The 12,928-nt window shown below is 70.6% G+C and carries 11 protein-coding genes; 9 read left to right on the top strand and 2 right to left on the bottom strand.

Annotated elements, in window-relative coordinates; genetic code table 11:
* The 8 genes from C2142_RS39880 to C2142_RS15915 all read left to right on the top strand — a co-directional run.
* The coding region (locus tag C2142_RS39880) for an NADH-quinone oxidoreductase subunit K (RefSeq protein ID WP_241003208.1) at positions 1 to 126 on the top strand (126 nt) is incomplete at its 5' end.
* A gap of 14 nt (positions 127 to 140) precedes the next feature.
* Positions 141 to 2,036 (top strand): NADH-quinone oxidoreductase subunit L, encoded by a 1,896-nt coding sequence (gene nuoL / locus C2142_RS15945; RefSeq protein WP_148643261.1) that lies wholly within the window; start codon positions 141 to 143, stop codon positions 2,034 to 2,036.
* A gap of 166 nt (positions 2,037 to 2,202) precedes the next feature.
* Entirely contained in the window at positions 2,203 to 3,834 is a 1,632-nt protein-coding gene (locus C2142_RS15940) for an NADH-quinone oxidoreductase subunit M (RefSeq protein ID WP_148643260.1), read from the top strand.
* A gap of 68 nt (positions 3,835 to 3,902) precedes the next feature.
* Entirely contained in the window at positions 3,903 to 5,492 is a 1,590-nt protein-coding gene (gene nuoN, locus C2142_RS15935; protein ID WP_241003207.1) for an NADH-quinone oxidoreductase subunit NuoN, read from the top strand.
* Positions 5,493 to 5,723: 231 nt separating this feature from the next.
* Positions 5,724 to 6,734, top strand: coding sequence for a polyprenyl synthetase family protein (locus C2142_RS15930; protein WP_148643258.1), 1,011 nt, complete (start codon positions 5,724 to 5,726; stop codon positions 6,732 to 6,734).
* Between the two features lie 117 nt (positions 6,735 to 6,851).
* Positions 6,852 to 7,514, top strand: a complete 663-nt coding sequence (locus C2142_RS15925) for a response regulator transcription factor (protein WP_148643257.1) — start codon at positions 6,852 to 6,854, stop codon at positions 7,512 to 7,514.
* Positions 7,515 to 7,871: 357 nt separating this feature from the next.
* Entirely contained in the window at positions 7,872 to 9,899 is a 2,028-nt protein-coding gene (locus tag C2142_RS15920) for a 2-oxoacid:acceptor oxidoreductase subunit alpha (protein WP_148643256.1), read from the top strand.
* A complete protein-coding gene (locus C2142_RS15915) occupies positions 9,896 to 10,948 on the top strand; it encodes a 2-oxoacid:ferredoxin oxidoreductase subunit beta (protein ID WP_148643255.1) in 1,053 nt (350 codons plus the stop codon). Before C2142_RS15920 ends, C2142_RS15915 begins: the two co-directional genes overlap by 4 nt.
* A 77-nt stretch (positions 10,949 to 11,025) precedes the next feature.
* Here the strand turns inward: C2142_RS15915 and C2142_RS15910 are convergent, their stop codons facing one another.
* Positions 11,026 to 11,406, bottom strand: a complete 381-nt coding sequence (locus C2142_RS15910; protein ID WP_148643254.1) for a VOC family protein — start codon at positions 11,404 to 11,406, stop codon at positions 11,026 to 11,028.
* A gap of 309 nt (positions 11,407 to 11,715) precedes the next feature.
* Here C2142_RS15910 and C2142_RS15905 point away from each other — a divergent pair, with 309 nt between their 5' ends.
* On the top strand, positions 11,716 to 12,093 hold the full coding sequence (locus C2142_RS15905) for a carboxymuconolactone decarboxylase family protein (protein ID WP_148644815.1): 378 nt from the start codon (positions 11,716 to 11,718) through the stop codon (positions 12,091 to 12,093).
* 119 nt (positions 12,094 to 12,212) lie between these two features.
* Here C2142_RS15905 and C2142_RS15900 read toward each other — a convergent pair whose 3' ends face one another.
* Positions 12,213 to 12,905: a hypothetical protein gene (locus tag C2142_RS15900; protein WP_148643253.1), complete on the bottom strand. Its 693-nt coding sequence runs from the start codon at positions 12,903 to 12,905 to the stop codon at positions 12,213 to 12,215.
* Between the last annotated feature and the right edge of the window lie 23 nt (positions 12,906 to 12,928).

Genomic DNA, 12,928 nt, shown 5'->3' with positions numbered 1-12,928 from the left:
GCCGCCGCGTTCTTCACCATGGTGGTCGCGGCGGCCGAGGTCGTGGTCGGCCTCGCCATCATCGTCTCCATCTTCCGGACCAGGCACTCCGCTTCGGTCGACGACAGCAATCTGATGAAGCTGTAGGCGGAGGGCCTTCGGTGAACTCTCTCATTCCGCTGCTGGTGGCGGCTCCGCTGGCCGGTGCTGCCCTGCTGCTGCTCGGCGGCCGGTTCTTCGACCGCTTCGGTCACTGGCTCGCCACCGCTCTGGCCGCGCTCTCCTTCGGCTTCGGGCTCGCCCTGTTCTCGGACATGCTGGGCCGCCCTGCCGAGGAACGCGCCGTCACCAAATTCCTGTACACCTGGATCCCGGTGAACGGCTTCCAGGCCGACGTCTCGTTCCTGGTCGACCAGCTCTCGATCACCTTCGTCCTGCTGATCACCGGCGTGGGCACGCTGATCCACCTCTACTCGGTGGGGTACATGGCGCACGACGAGCGCCGGCGCCGCTTCTTCGCGTACCTGAACCTGTTCCTGGCGGCCATGGTGCTGTTGGTGATCGCCGACAACTACCTCCTGCTGTACGTCGGTTGGGAGGGCGTGGGCCTCGCCTCGTACCTGCTGATCGGCTTCTGGCAGCACAAACCGAGCGCCGCGACGGCCGCCAAGAAGGCGTTCATCGTCAACCGCGTCGGCGACATGGGCCTCTCCATCGCGATCATGCTGATGTTCGCGGAGTTCGGGTCCTTCGCCTTCGGGCCGGTCTTCCAGGGCGCCGGCCAGGCCAGTGAGGGCAAGCTGACGGCGATCGGCCTGATGCTGCTGCTGGCGGCCTGCGGCAAGTCCGCCCAGGTGCCGCTGCAGTCCTGGCTCGGGGATGCCATGGAGGGCCCGACCCCGGTCTCGGCCCTGATCCACGCGGCCACCATGGTGACCGCCGGCGTCTACCTGATCGTCCGCTCCGGCGCGATCTTCAACCTGGCGCCGGACGCCCAGACCGCCGTGGTGGTGGTCGGCGCGGTCACGCTGCTCTTCGGTGCGATCGTCGGTTGCGCCAAGGACGACATCAAGAAGGCGCTGGCCGGGTCGACCATGTCGCAGATCGGCTACATGATCCTGGCGGCCGGCCTCGGCCCGATCGGCTACGCCTTCGCGATCATGCACCTGGTCACACACGGCTTCTTCAAGGCCGGGCTGTTCCTCGGTGCGGGGTCGGTCATGCACGGCATGGACGACGAGGTGAACATGCGTCACTACGGCGGCCTGCGCAAGTACATGCCGGTCACCTTCGTCACCTTCGGCCTCGGCTACCTGGCCATCATCGGCTTCCCCGGCCTGTCCGGCTTCTTCTCCAAGGACAAGATCATCGAGGCGGCCTTCGCCAAGGGGGGCACCGAGGGCTGGATCCTCGGGCTCTGCACCCTCGTCGGCGCGGCCGTCACCGCGTTCTACATGACCCGGGTGATGATCCTGACCTTCTTCGGCGAGAAGCGCTGGCAGCCCGACGCCGAGGGTCACGACCCGCACCCGCACGAGTCGCCGAGCACCATGACGATCCCGATGATCGTGCTGGCCTTCGGCTCGGTCTTCGCGGGCGGGCTGTTCGTCCTGAACAGTTCCTTCCTCGACTGGCTGGAGCCGGTCACCGGTCACGAGGAGGGCCACTCGCCGCTCTCCGCACTGACGGTCACCCTGCTCGCCACGGTCTGCATGCTGGCCGGCGTCGTGGTCTCGTACCTGATGTACGGGCGCTCCGCCGTCCCCGTGGTGCCGCCGGTCGGCTCCGGGCTCACCCGGGCCGCCCGTCGTGACCTGCTCCAGGACGACTTCAACCACGCCGTCCTGGTCCGGCCCGGCTCGGCGCTCGCCGCGGCCCTGGTCTACTTCGACAGCCGCGGCCTGGACGGCTTCGTCAACGGACTGGCCGCCGCCATCGGCGGCATCTCCAGCCGGCTGCGGCGGATCCAGAACGGCTACGTCCGCTCGTACGCGCTCTCCATGTTCGGCGGCACGCTGGTGCTGGTCGCCACGACTCTCCTGATGAGGTCCGTCTGATGAATAGGCCCGAAATCCGTTGGGGGGTACGGCCCGTGAGCGAGCGGTGGGGTCTCCCCCGGCCGACGGCCGGGGGAGAACGAGTCACCGACAGGTGCGGGTGGGCGGACGCGCCCGCCGGGCGTCGGGGGTCCCCCCGGCCGGTGGCCGGGGGAGGGGTGGCGGCATGAGCTACCTGCTGTCCGCCACCTGCGCCGTCCCGGCGGCCGGCGCGGTGCTCACCGCCGCGCTGCCCGCCGGGTCCACCGAGGCCCGGCGGCGGACCACCAAGGCCGTCGCGCTCGGTGTCTCGGCCGTCACCCTGGCCCTGGCCGCCGCCGTGGCCGGGCGGTTCGAGCCGGGCGGGGCGCGCTACCAGCTGACCGAGTCCCACAGCTGGATCCGCTCCTTCGGCATCACCTTCTCGCTCGGCGTGGACGGCATCGGCACCGTGCTGGCGCTGCTCACCGCGGTGCTGGTCCCGATCGTGATGCTGGCCTCCTGGCACGACGCCGACCCGGGGCCGGCCGCGCCGGACGGCACCTTCGAGAACCGCCGGCGCACCCAGGGCTTCTTCGCCCTGATCCTGGCGGTCGAGGCGATGGTGATCGTCTCCTTCTACGCCACCGACGTCTTCGTCTTCTACGTCTTCTTCGAAGCCATGCTGATCCCGATGTACTTCCTGATCGGCGGCTTCGGCGACAGGGCCGGCGGCCCCGAGTCGTCACGTCAGCGCTCGTACGCCGCGGTGAAGTTCCTGCTCTACAACCTGCTCGGCGGCCTGGTCATGCTGGCCGCCGTGATCGGCCTGTACGTGATCGCGCAGGACCAGGGCTTCGCCACCTTCGACCTGCCGACGCTGACCGGTGCGATCGCCGACGGCCGGCTGGTGCTCAGCGGCACCGCTGAGAAGGCGCTGTTCCTCGGCTTCTTCTTCGCCTTCGCGGTGAAGGCCCCGCTCTGGCCGCTGCACACCTGGCTGCCGAACGCGATGGGGGAGTCCACCGCCGGAACGGCCGTGCTGATCACCGCGGTGGTCGACAAGGTCGGCACCTTCGCGATGCTCCGCTACTGCCTCGGTCTCTTCCCGGACGCCTCGAAGACCTTCGCCCCGGCGATCCTCGTCCTCTCGGTGATCGGGATCATCTACGGCGCGCTGCTCGCCATCGGCCAGAAGGACATCAAGCGGCTGGTCGCGTACGCCTCCATCTCGCACTTCGGCTTCATCATCATGGGCATCTTCGCGCTGACCAGCCAGGGCCAGAGCGGCGCCACCCTCTACATGGTGAACCACGGCATCTCCACCGCCGCGTGGATGCTGGTGGCCGGCTTCCTGATCTCCCGCCGCGGCTCCCGCCTGATCGCCGACTACGGCGGCGTGCAGAAGGTCGCCCCGGTGCTCGCCGGGACGTTCCTGATCGGCGGCCTGGCCACCCTCTCGCTGCCCGGCCTGGCGCCGTTCGTCAGCGAGTTCCTCGTCCTGGTCGGCACCTTCACCCGGTACCCGGCGATCGGCATCGTCGCCACCTTCGGCATCGTGCTCGCGGCGCTCTACGCGCTGCTGCTCTACCAGCGCACCATGACCGGCCCGGTCAAGGACGGGGTGCGCAGCATGCCCGACCTCAAGGTGCGCGAGCTCGCCGTCGTCGCCCCGCTGGTGGCGCTGACCGTCCTGCTCGGCGTCTACCCGAAGCCGCTCACCGACATCGTCAACCCGGCGGTGGACGCGACCCTCTCGCAGGTTCACCAGTCCGACCCGGCGCCGGCCCACCCGGTCGCCGCCCACGGAGACGCCACCTCAGGAGGTGAGCACAAGTGAGCACCACCGGATGGCTCGCCGCCGCCGGCGGCAACAGCCTCGCCGCCGCCGGGGGCAACACCCAGAGCATCCCGGCGCCGCACATCGAGTACGGGCTGCTCTCCCCGATGCTGGTGGTGTTCGCCACCGCCGTCGCAGGTGTCCTGCTGGAGGCCTTCGTCCCGCGCCGGCACCGTCACCGGGCGCAGGTCTGGCTGGCCCTGCTCGGCCTGGCGGGCGCGTTCACCGCCGTCGTGGTGCTCGCCTCCCAGGGCTACGGCTCCACCAAGGTCGACCTGCTGGCGATGGGCTCGGTCGCGCTGGACGGCCCGGCGCTCTTCCTGCAGGGCGTGATCCTGCTGGCCGCCGTGGTCGCGGTGCTCACCTACGCCGAGCGCAGGCTGGAGCCCAAGGCCGGCGGCGAGCCGGCCGACGCCTTCGCGGCGCAGGCCGCCGCCACCCCAGGCGGCGAGCAGGAGCGCGCCGCGGTCCGGGCGGGCTTCGGCACCAGCGAGGTCTTCCCGCTGACCATGTTCGCGGTCGGCGGCATGCTGCTCTTCCCCGCGGCCAACGACCTGCTGACCATGTTCGTGGCGCTGGAGGTCTTCTCCCTCCCGCTCTACCTGCTCTGCGCGCTGGCCCGCCGCCGCCGGCTGCTCTCCCAGGAGGCGGCGGTCAAGTACTTCCTGCTCGGCGCCTTCGCCTCGGCGTTCTTCCTGTTCGGCACCGCCCTGCTGTACGGGTACGCGGGCAGCGTGCGGCTCGGCGACATCGCGGACGTCATCTCCGGCAAGGCGCTGGCCACCCCGGCCCTGCTCTCCACCACCCAGAACGACGCGCTGCTGCTGGTGGGCCTGGCGATGCTCGCGGTCGGCCTGCTCTTCAAGGTCGGCGCGGTGCCGTTCCACTCCTGGACGCCGGACGTCTACCAGGGCGCGCCGACCCCGGTCACCGGTTTCATGGCGGCCGCGACCAAGGTGGCCGCGTTCGGCGCCTTCCTCCGGCTGTTCTACGTGGCCTTCCCGGGCCTGCGGCTGGACTGGCGGCCGGTGCTCTGGGGCGTGGCGATCCTGACCATGGTGGTCGGCGCGATCCTGGCCGTCACCCAGCAGGACGTGAAGCGGCTGCTCGCCTACTCCTCCATCGCGCACGCCGGTTTCATCCTGACCGGTGTGATCGCCACCAACAAGCAGGGCCTCAGCTCGGTGCTGTTCTACCTGCTGGCGTACTCCTTCGTGACGCTCGGCGCCTTCGCCGTGGTCACCCTGGTGCGCGACTCCAAGGGCGAGGCCACCCACCTGTCCAGCTGGGCCGGGCTGGGCCGGCGTTCGCCGCTGGTCGCGGCGGTCTTCGCGCTCTTCCTGCTGGCCTTCGCGGGGATCCCGCTCACCTCGGGCTTCACCGGGAAGTTCGCGGTCTTCCAGGCCGCGGCGGCGGGCGGGGCGACCCCGCTGGTGATCGTCGGTGTGCTCAGCTCGGCGGTGGCCGCGTTCTTCTACATCAGGGTGATCGTGCTGATGTTCTTCTCCGACCCGCAGCCGGGCGGCCCGACCGTGGCCATTCCGAGCGCCTTCACGGCCACCGCGATCGGCTTCGGAGTCCTCGTCACCCTCGGCCTCGGCCTGCTTCCGCAGTACTTCCTGGACCTGGCGTCGAAGGCCTCGCTCTTCGTCCGCTGAGCCCCGGGCCGGCCACCCGCCGGCGCTCCGCCGTCCGGGCCGCGCGCGCATCCGCGCGGCCCGGACGCGCCGCTCCCGGACCGGCTCCGACCAGCGCGTCCGGCCCGACCATGACAGGATCCGCACGCCCGTGCAGTGATCCACTCGCGACCGGATACCCTGCCTGTATGGCCAGCGGCGGCACTCAGGGACCAGGCCGCTAGATCGACCAGGGACAGAGGAGTGGTCTTCGTGACCGTCGTGGGACCCTTTGGGCTCAGCGTGCAGGACCGCGATCTGACCCGTGACGTCCAGGCCGGGATGGACGCGGTGGAGGCCGCACTCATCGAGGCCGTGAAGAGCGACGTCCCCTTCGTGACCGTCACCGCCAGCCACCTGATGGAAGCGGGCGGCAAGCGCTTCCGCCCCCTGCTGGTGATGCTCGCCGCCCAGTTCGGTGACGCCAACGCCCCCGGTGTGGTGCCGGCCGCCGTCGTCGTCGAGCTGACCCACCTCGCGACGCTCTACCACGACGACGTGATGGACGAGGCCCCCGTGCGCCGCGGCGCCCCCAGCGCCAACTCGCGCTGGGACAACTCGGTCGCCATCCTCACCGGCGACTTCCTCTTCTCCCGTGCCTCCCAGGTGCTCGCCGACCTCGGCCCGGAGGCCGTCCGCGTGCAGGCCGACGCCTTCGAGCGGCTGGTCACCGGCCAGATCCTGGAGACGGCCGGTCCCGGCCCGGACGACGACCCGCTGCACCACTACCTCGACGTGCTCGCCGGCAAGACCGGTTCGCTGATCGCCGTCTCCTGCCGGATAGGAGCACTGCTGGCCGGCGCCGAGCCCTGGGTCACGGACATCCTCAGCGCGTACGGCGAGCGCATCGGCATCGCGTTCCAGCTGGCCGACGACGTGCTCGACATCGCCAGTGACGGCCACGAGTCCGGCAAGACCCCCGGTACCGACCTGCGCGAGGGCGTGGCGACCCTGCCCACCCTGCTGCTGCGGCAGATGCCGGTGGACGAGTCGGACCCGGCCGACCTGCGGCTGCGCGAGCTGATCGGCTCCGACCTCGGCGACGACGAGCTGCACGCCGAGGCGCTGCGGCTGCTGCGCCGCCACCCGGCGCTGGAGCACGCCCGCCGGGAGACGCTGCGGCACGCCGAGGAGGCGCGCGCGCTGCTCGCCCCGCTGCCGGAGGGCGCGGCCAAGGCGGCGCTCCAGGGACTCTGCGACGCGGTGGCCATCCGCACGATGTGAGGCGCCGGCCCGGACGAGTCCGGGCCCCGGTGTGATTTGCCGCCCGGCGGTGGTGCGAGTAGGGAAGACTGACGGTCGTCAGCTCAGCCCGCAGCACCGCCCGACCGGAAGGCCCCCATGCTTCGCGTCGTCATCGCCGAGGACTCCGTACTGCTGCGGGAGGGCCTGACCAGGCTGCTCACCGACCGGGGTCTGGAGGTCGTGGCAGGTGTCGGGGACGGTGAGGCGCTGCTGAAGGCCGTCCACGACCTGGCCGAGGGCGGCGCGATGCCCGACGTGGTGGTCGCCGACGTCCGGATGCCCCCCACCCACACCGACGAGGGCGTCCGCGCCTGCGTCACGCTCCGCGGCCTCTACCCGGACCTGGGCGTCCTGGTGCTGTCGCAGTACGTGGAGGAGCGGTACGCCTCCGAGCTGCTGGCCGGTTCCACCCGGGGCGTGGGCTACCTGTTGAAGGACCGGGTGGCCGAGGTGCGCGAGTTCGTGGACGCGGTGGTCCGGGTCGCCGGGGGCGGTACCGCACTGGACCCGGAGGTCGTGCAGCAGCTGCTCAGCCGCAGCCGCAAGGGCGACGTGCTGGCCGGGCTGACCCCGCGCGAGCGCGAGGTGCTCGGGCTGATGGCCGAGGGCCGGACCAACGCGGCGGTGGCCAAGCAGCTGGTGGTCTCGGACGGTGCGGTGGAGAAGCACGTCAGCAACATCTTCCTCAAGCTGGGCCTGACCCAGAGCTCCGAGGACCACCGCCGGGTGCTGGCGGTGCTCACCTACCTGAACTCGTAGTGCGCACCCGAACACGTGGGACCCGAACACTGGGGACCCGGACGAACAGGATCTGGACGAACAGGATCCGGTGAACTCGTGCTGCCCGTCCGCCGGCCCGGTAGGAGGCCACGGCCCGGTATGAGACCACGGTCCCGGGGCGTTGTACCGGGTGTGGCCGTGATTTCCGGCCCGGTGCGGTGGTGATTTCCGGCCCGGTGTGGCGGGATTTCCGACCCGATGCGGCGGTGTTTTCCCGCCGCATCGGGGAGTTCCGTCCAAGGCAATCCTTACCCGCATAGGATGCGAGAGGTGCACCAGGCGGACGGGGCACACGGCTCACGCCCGCGGCTGGTGCCCACGAGGAGGTCCGCGGCAGTGACCAGTCAGGTCGATCAGTCAGAAGCAGTGGACGGCTCGGACGGCGAAGAGGGCCGTTCCGGGGCGGGCGAGGACCGCTCCGGAGCCGCCGTGCCGACGAGTCCGCAGCCCAGGCGCGCCAAGCCGATTCGCAGACTGGACCGGGTGATCATCCGGTTCGCCGGGGATTCCGGCGACGGTATGCAGCTCACCGGTGACCGCTTCACCTCGGAGACGGCGTCCTTCGGCAACGACCTCTCCACCCTGCCCAACTTCCCGGCCGAGATCCGGGCCCCTGCCGGAACGCTGCCGGGCGTCTCGTCCTTCCAGCTGCACTTCGCCGACCACGACATCCTGACCCCGGGGGACGCGCCCAACGTCCTGGTGGCGATGAACCCGGCCGCCCTCAAGGCGAACCTGCCGGACCTGCCGCGGGGCGCGGAGATCATCGTCAACACCGACGAGTTCACCAAGCGGGCCCTGGCCAAGGTCGGCTACCCGGCCGACCCGCTGGGCGACGGCTCGCTGGAGGCCTTCCACCTGCACAAGGTGCCGCTGACGACGCTGACCCTCGAAGCGCTCAAGGACAGCGGCCTGGCCCGCAAGGACGCCGAGCGGGCGAAGAACATGTTCGCCCTGGGCCTGCTCTCCTGGATGTACCACCGGCCCACCCACGGCACCGAGACCTTCCTGCGCAGCAAGTTCGCGAAGAAGCCGCAGATCGCCGAGGCCAACATCAGCGCCTTCCGGGCGGGCTGGAACTTCGGTGAGACGACGGAGTCCTTCGCGGTCTCCTACGAGGTGCCGCCGGCCAAGCTGCCACCGGGCCGCTACCGCAACATCTCGGGCAACCTGGCCCTCTCCTACGGCCTGATCGCCGCCGCCGAGCGCTCCGGGCTGCCGCTCTACCTCGGCTCGTACCCGATCACCCCGGCCTCGGACATCCTGCACGAGCTGAGCAAGCACAAGAACTTCGGGGTCCGCACCTTCCAGGCCGAGGACGAGATCGCCGGCATCGGCGCGGCGCTCGGCGCGGCCTTCGGCGGCGCGCTCGGCGTGACCACCACCTCGGGCCCGGGCGTGGCGCTCAAGAGCGAGACCATCGGCCTGGCCGTCTCGCTCGAACTGCCGCTGCTGGTGGTCGACATCCAGCGCGGCGGGCCGTCCACCGGCCTGCCGACCAAGACCGAGCAGGCGGACCTCCTGCAGGCGATGTTCGGGCGCAACGGCGAGGCGCCGGTGCCGATCGTGGCCCCGGCCACCCCGGCCGAGTGCTTCGACGCGGCGCTGGAGGCGACACGGATCGCGGTGACCTACCGGACGCCGGTGTTCCTGCTCTCGGACGGCTACCTGGCCAACGGCTCCGAGCCGTGGCGGATCCCCGAGGTCGGCGAACTGCCGGCGATCGAGCCGGACTTCGCCACCGGCCCGAACCGGGAGGACGGCGCGTTCTGGCCCTACCTGCGCGACCCGCAGACGCTGGCCCGCCCCTGGGCGGTGCCCGGCACCCCGGGCCTGGAGCACCGGATCGGCGGCATCGAGAAGCAGGACGGCACCGGCAACATCTCGTACGACCCGGCCAACCACGACTTCATGGTCCGCACCCGGCAGGCCAAGGTGGACGGGATTTCCGTTCCTGCTATCGATGTTGACGACCCGTCCGGTGATGCGCGGGTGCTGGTGCTCGGCTGGGGTTCGACCTACGGGCCGATCACCGCGGCCGTCCGCAGGGTCCGGGCGGACGGCGGCCTCGTCGCCCAGGCGCACCTGCGGAACCTGAATCCCTTCCCGGCCAATCTCGGCTCGGTGTTGAAGAGTTATGACAAGGTCATCGTCCCCGAGATGAACCTCGGGCAGCTGGCGCTGCTGCTGCGCGCCAAGTACCTGGTGGACGCGCAGTCCTACAACCAGGTGCGCGGACTTCCTTTCAAGGCGGCCCAGTTGGCGGATGTTCTGTGGGCGGCGGTCGGCAGCCTGGACGAGTCGCCGGGCGAGCCGGCGGGTGAGCCGGCGGCCGTGTCGGCGGGCGAGGAGGACAACCGATGAGCGAGCAGTTCCCCTCGTTGAAGCTGGTCCCGAAGAGCGAGGCGCCGCAGAGCGCCAAGGACTTCAAGACGGACCAGGAGGTGCGCTGGTGCCCGGGGTGCGGTGACTACGCGATCCTGGCGGCCGTGCAGTCCTTCATGCCGGAGTTGGGGATCAAGCGGGAGAACACCGTCTTCGTCTCCGGGATCGGCTGTTCCTCGCGCTTCCCGTACTACATGAACACCTACGGCGTTCACTCGATCCACGGCCGCGCGCCGGCCATCGCCACCGGGCTCGCTTCGTCCCGGCAGGACCTGAGCGTGTGGGTGGTGACGGGTGACGGCGATGCGCTCTCGATCGGCGGCAACCACCTGATCCACGCGCTGCGGCGGAACGTCAACCTGAAGATCCTGCTGTTCAACAACCGGATCTACGGCCTCACCAAGGGCCAGTACTCGCCGACCAGCGAGGTCGGCAAGATCACCAAGTCGACGCCGATGGGCTCGCTGGACGCCCCGTTCAACCCGCTCTCGCTGGCGATCGGCGCGGAGGCGTCGTTCGTCGCGCGGACGATCGACTCCGACCGTCAGCACCTCCAGTCGGTGCTGCGGGCGGCGGCGGAGCACGAGGGCACGGCGCTGGTGGAGATCTACCAGAACTGCAACATCTTCAACGACGGCGCCTTCGAGGTGCTGAAGGAGCCGGGCACCCGGGACGAGGCGCTGATCCGCCTGGAGCACGGACAGCCGATCCGGTTCGGCGCGGACCTCGCCCAGGGCGTCTTCCGCGGTCCGGACGGCGAGCTGTTCGTCGACGCCGTCACCGCCGGGAACGAGGCGTCGGTGGTCGTCCACGACGCCCACGCCGTGGGCCCGGCCGGGGCGTTCGCGCTCTCGCGGATCGCCGACACGGACACGTTGCACCACACCCCGATCGGCGTGCTGCGGAGCGTGAAGCGGCCGGTGTACGACGAGCTGATGGCCGCCCAGCTGGCCGAGGCGGCCGATCGGCACGGCCGGGGCGATCTGGCCTCGCTGCTGGCCGGGAGCGACACCTGGACCGTCGACTGAGGCCCGTCGCACGGTGACGGCGCCCCCCGGCCGAGGCCGGGGGGCGCCGTCGTTCCTGCCGTCGTTCCTGCCCTCGGTTACTGCTGGACCCACTCGACCAGCTGGATCACGACCCCGTTCGGGTCGGTGACCTGGAACAGCTTCTCGCCCCACGGCTCCTCCAGCAGGGGCATGGTGATCTCCACGCCCTCGCCGCGGAGGCGGGCCTCCTCGTCCTCCAGGCCGGTGACGTTGAAGGCGAGGATCAGCCCGGCGGCGTGCTGGTCGCGGAACCCTGCCGGCAGCACCTCGTTGCCGCGCCGCAGGTAGATCACGTTCATCCCTGAGTCCTCCCGTCCGAGCGAGACGAATCCGTCGGCGGCCATCTGCTCGGTGAACCCGAAGTGCCTCTGGAGGAAGGCCGAGGAGGCGGTCTCGTCCTCGACGGTGAGCGAAACGGCGGCGGCGGTGATCTGCATGGATGAGTGCCCTCTCGTCGGCGAATACCCCGTACGCAGTACACTATACATAGTACGGAGAATCGGGCAAGGGTGATGGGGGCGCGGCTGGACGTGCGTCCCGGGGGCTCGCTCAAGACGCTTGCGTTAGAGCGGACTCAAACTTCTACTGTCCCTGTTGTGGCCGGCGGAGAGATCCTCCCCGCGGCCGGAGGACTCGACCGTCCCGACGAACAGCCGCCTCCGGGTGGCGGAAACGGACCACCTGTGAACAGCACCGTCGTCGCCCCCGCCCCCGCCGCGACCCGCCAGGAGCGCTTCGACCACGGGATGGAGGTCCTCACCCGCATCGACGGGGAGAGCGGCCAGAAGGTCATCGACGCGCTGGCGGACATCTCGCCGGAGCTGGGCCACCAGGTCGTCGCCTGGGCATTCGGCGACATCTACGACCGGCCCGGCCTGGCCCCCCGTGACCGGCAGCTGGTCACCCTCGGCATGCTCACCGCCCTCGGCGGCTGCGAACCGCAGCTGGACGTGCACATCAATGCGGCCCTCAACGTCGGCCTCAGCCCCGAGGAGATCATCGAGGCGCTGCTGCACTCGGCCGTCTACTGCGGCATGCCGCGCGCCCTCAACGCCACGTTCGTGGCGAAGAAGGTCTTCGCCGAGCGCGGCCTGTCGCCGGTGGGTGCCGCGGCGCAGGACTGAGCGGCCGGACGGCCGGACTATCGGACGGTCGAACGGCCGGATGGAAGCGGGTGGAAGCAGACGGAAGCGGGCGTGGAGCCGGGGATGCACCGGCTCCACGCCCGCTCAGGATCCGGACGTTACTTCCAGGAGATGGCGCCCTTGCCGAGGGTGTACGGGGAGCCCCAGTACTCGGCGCCCGTGACCTTGGTGGCGGTTGGGGCGAGCGCGACCGCGCAGGCCTGGGCGGTCTGGCCGTTGGTGAAGCCCTTCGGCAGTGAGGTGCTCGGGCACTTGGCGAACCCGCCGATGATCATCAGTTCCTGGGCCTCGCTGCCGTCCGGTAGGAGGCCCTTGACGTGGTCCACGCTGGTGTAGGCCAGGTCGGTGGTCCCGGTGTTGGTGATCGTGTAGTGCACGTAGTACGGGACGAGGCCCTTCACCTTGTCGCCCAGCTTGAGCGCGTCGAGGTCGGCCGGGTCGCCGGTCTCGATCGAGCTGACGGACAGGGCGATGACGCCCTTGGTGCTGCCCGAGGTGAACTGCACCTGGGCGGGCTGGCCGATCTTGAAGGTCTGACCGGGAGTCGCGTCCTTGCCGCCGCCGGTGGCGGGTGCGGGGGCAGTGGCCGAGGCGCCGGCCGGGGTGCTGCTGGACGAGCCCGCGGCGGCCGGGCTGGTCGGAGTGCTGACGGGCATGGTCGGGGCGGCCGCCGGGGTCGTCGGGGCGGCGGTTGGCGGCGGGGTGTTCTTCGCCGAGTCCGACGAGGTGTCGTCGTTGCAGGCGGTGAGGGTCAGCGCGCCGACGGCGGCCAGTCCGACGAGTGCCCGCACGCTTCTACCGCTACTGAGGCTGT

It is taken from the genome of Streptomyces sp. CB01881, assembly GCF_002953255.1.
GTDB lineage: Bacteria > Actinomycetota > Actinomycetes > Streptomycetales > Streptomycetaceae > Kitasatospora.
Note: the sequence above shows the minus strand (reverse complement) of the source record. Positions and strands in the feature narration are given on the sequence as shown.

What these genes read in the sequence shown, in the direction of transcription:
- C2142_RS15940 (WP_148643260.1), top strand. Translation starts at nt 2,203, where the DNA reads ATGAGCTACCTGCTGTCCGCCACCTGCGCCGTCCCGGCGGCCGGCGCG.
- C2142_RS15925 (WP_148643257.1), top strand. Translation starts at nt 6,852, where the DNA reads ATGCTTCGCGTCGTCATCGCCGAGGACTCCGTACTGCTGCGGGAGGGC.
- C2142_RS15915 (WP_148643255.1), top strand. Translation starts at nt 9,896, where the DNA reads ATGAGCGAGCAGTTCCCCTCGTTGAAGCTGGTCCCGAAGAGCGAGGCG.
- C2142_RS15910 (WP_148643254.1), bottom strand. Translation starts at nt 11,406, where the DNA reads ATGCAGATCACCGCCGCCGCCGTTTCGCTCACCGTCGAGGACGAGACC.
- C2142_RS15905 (WP_148644815.1), top strand. Translation starts at nt 11,716, where the DNA reads ATGGAGGTCCTCACCCGCATCGACGGGGAGAGCGGCCAGAAGGTCATC.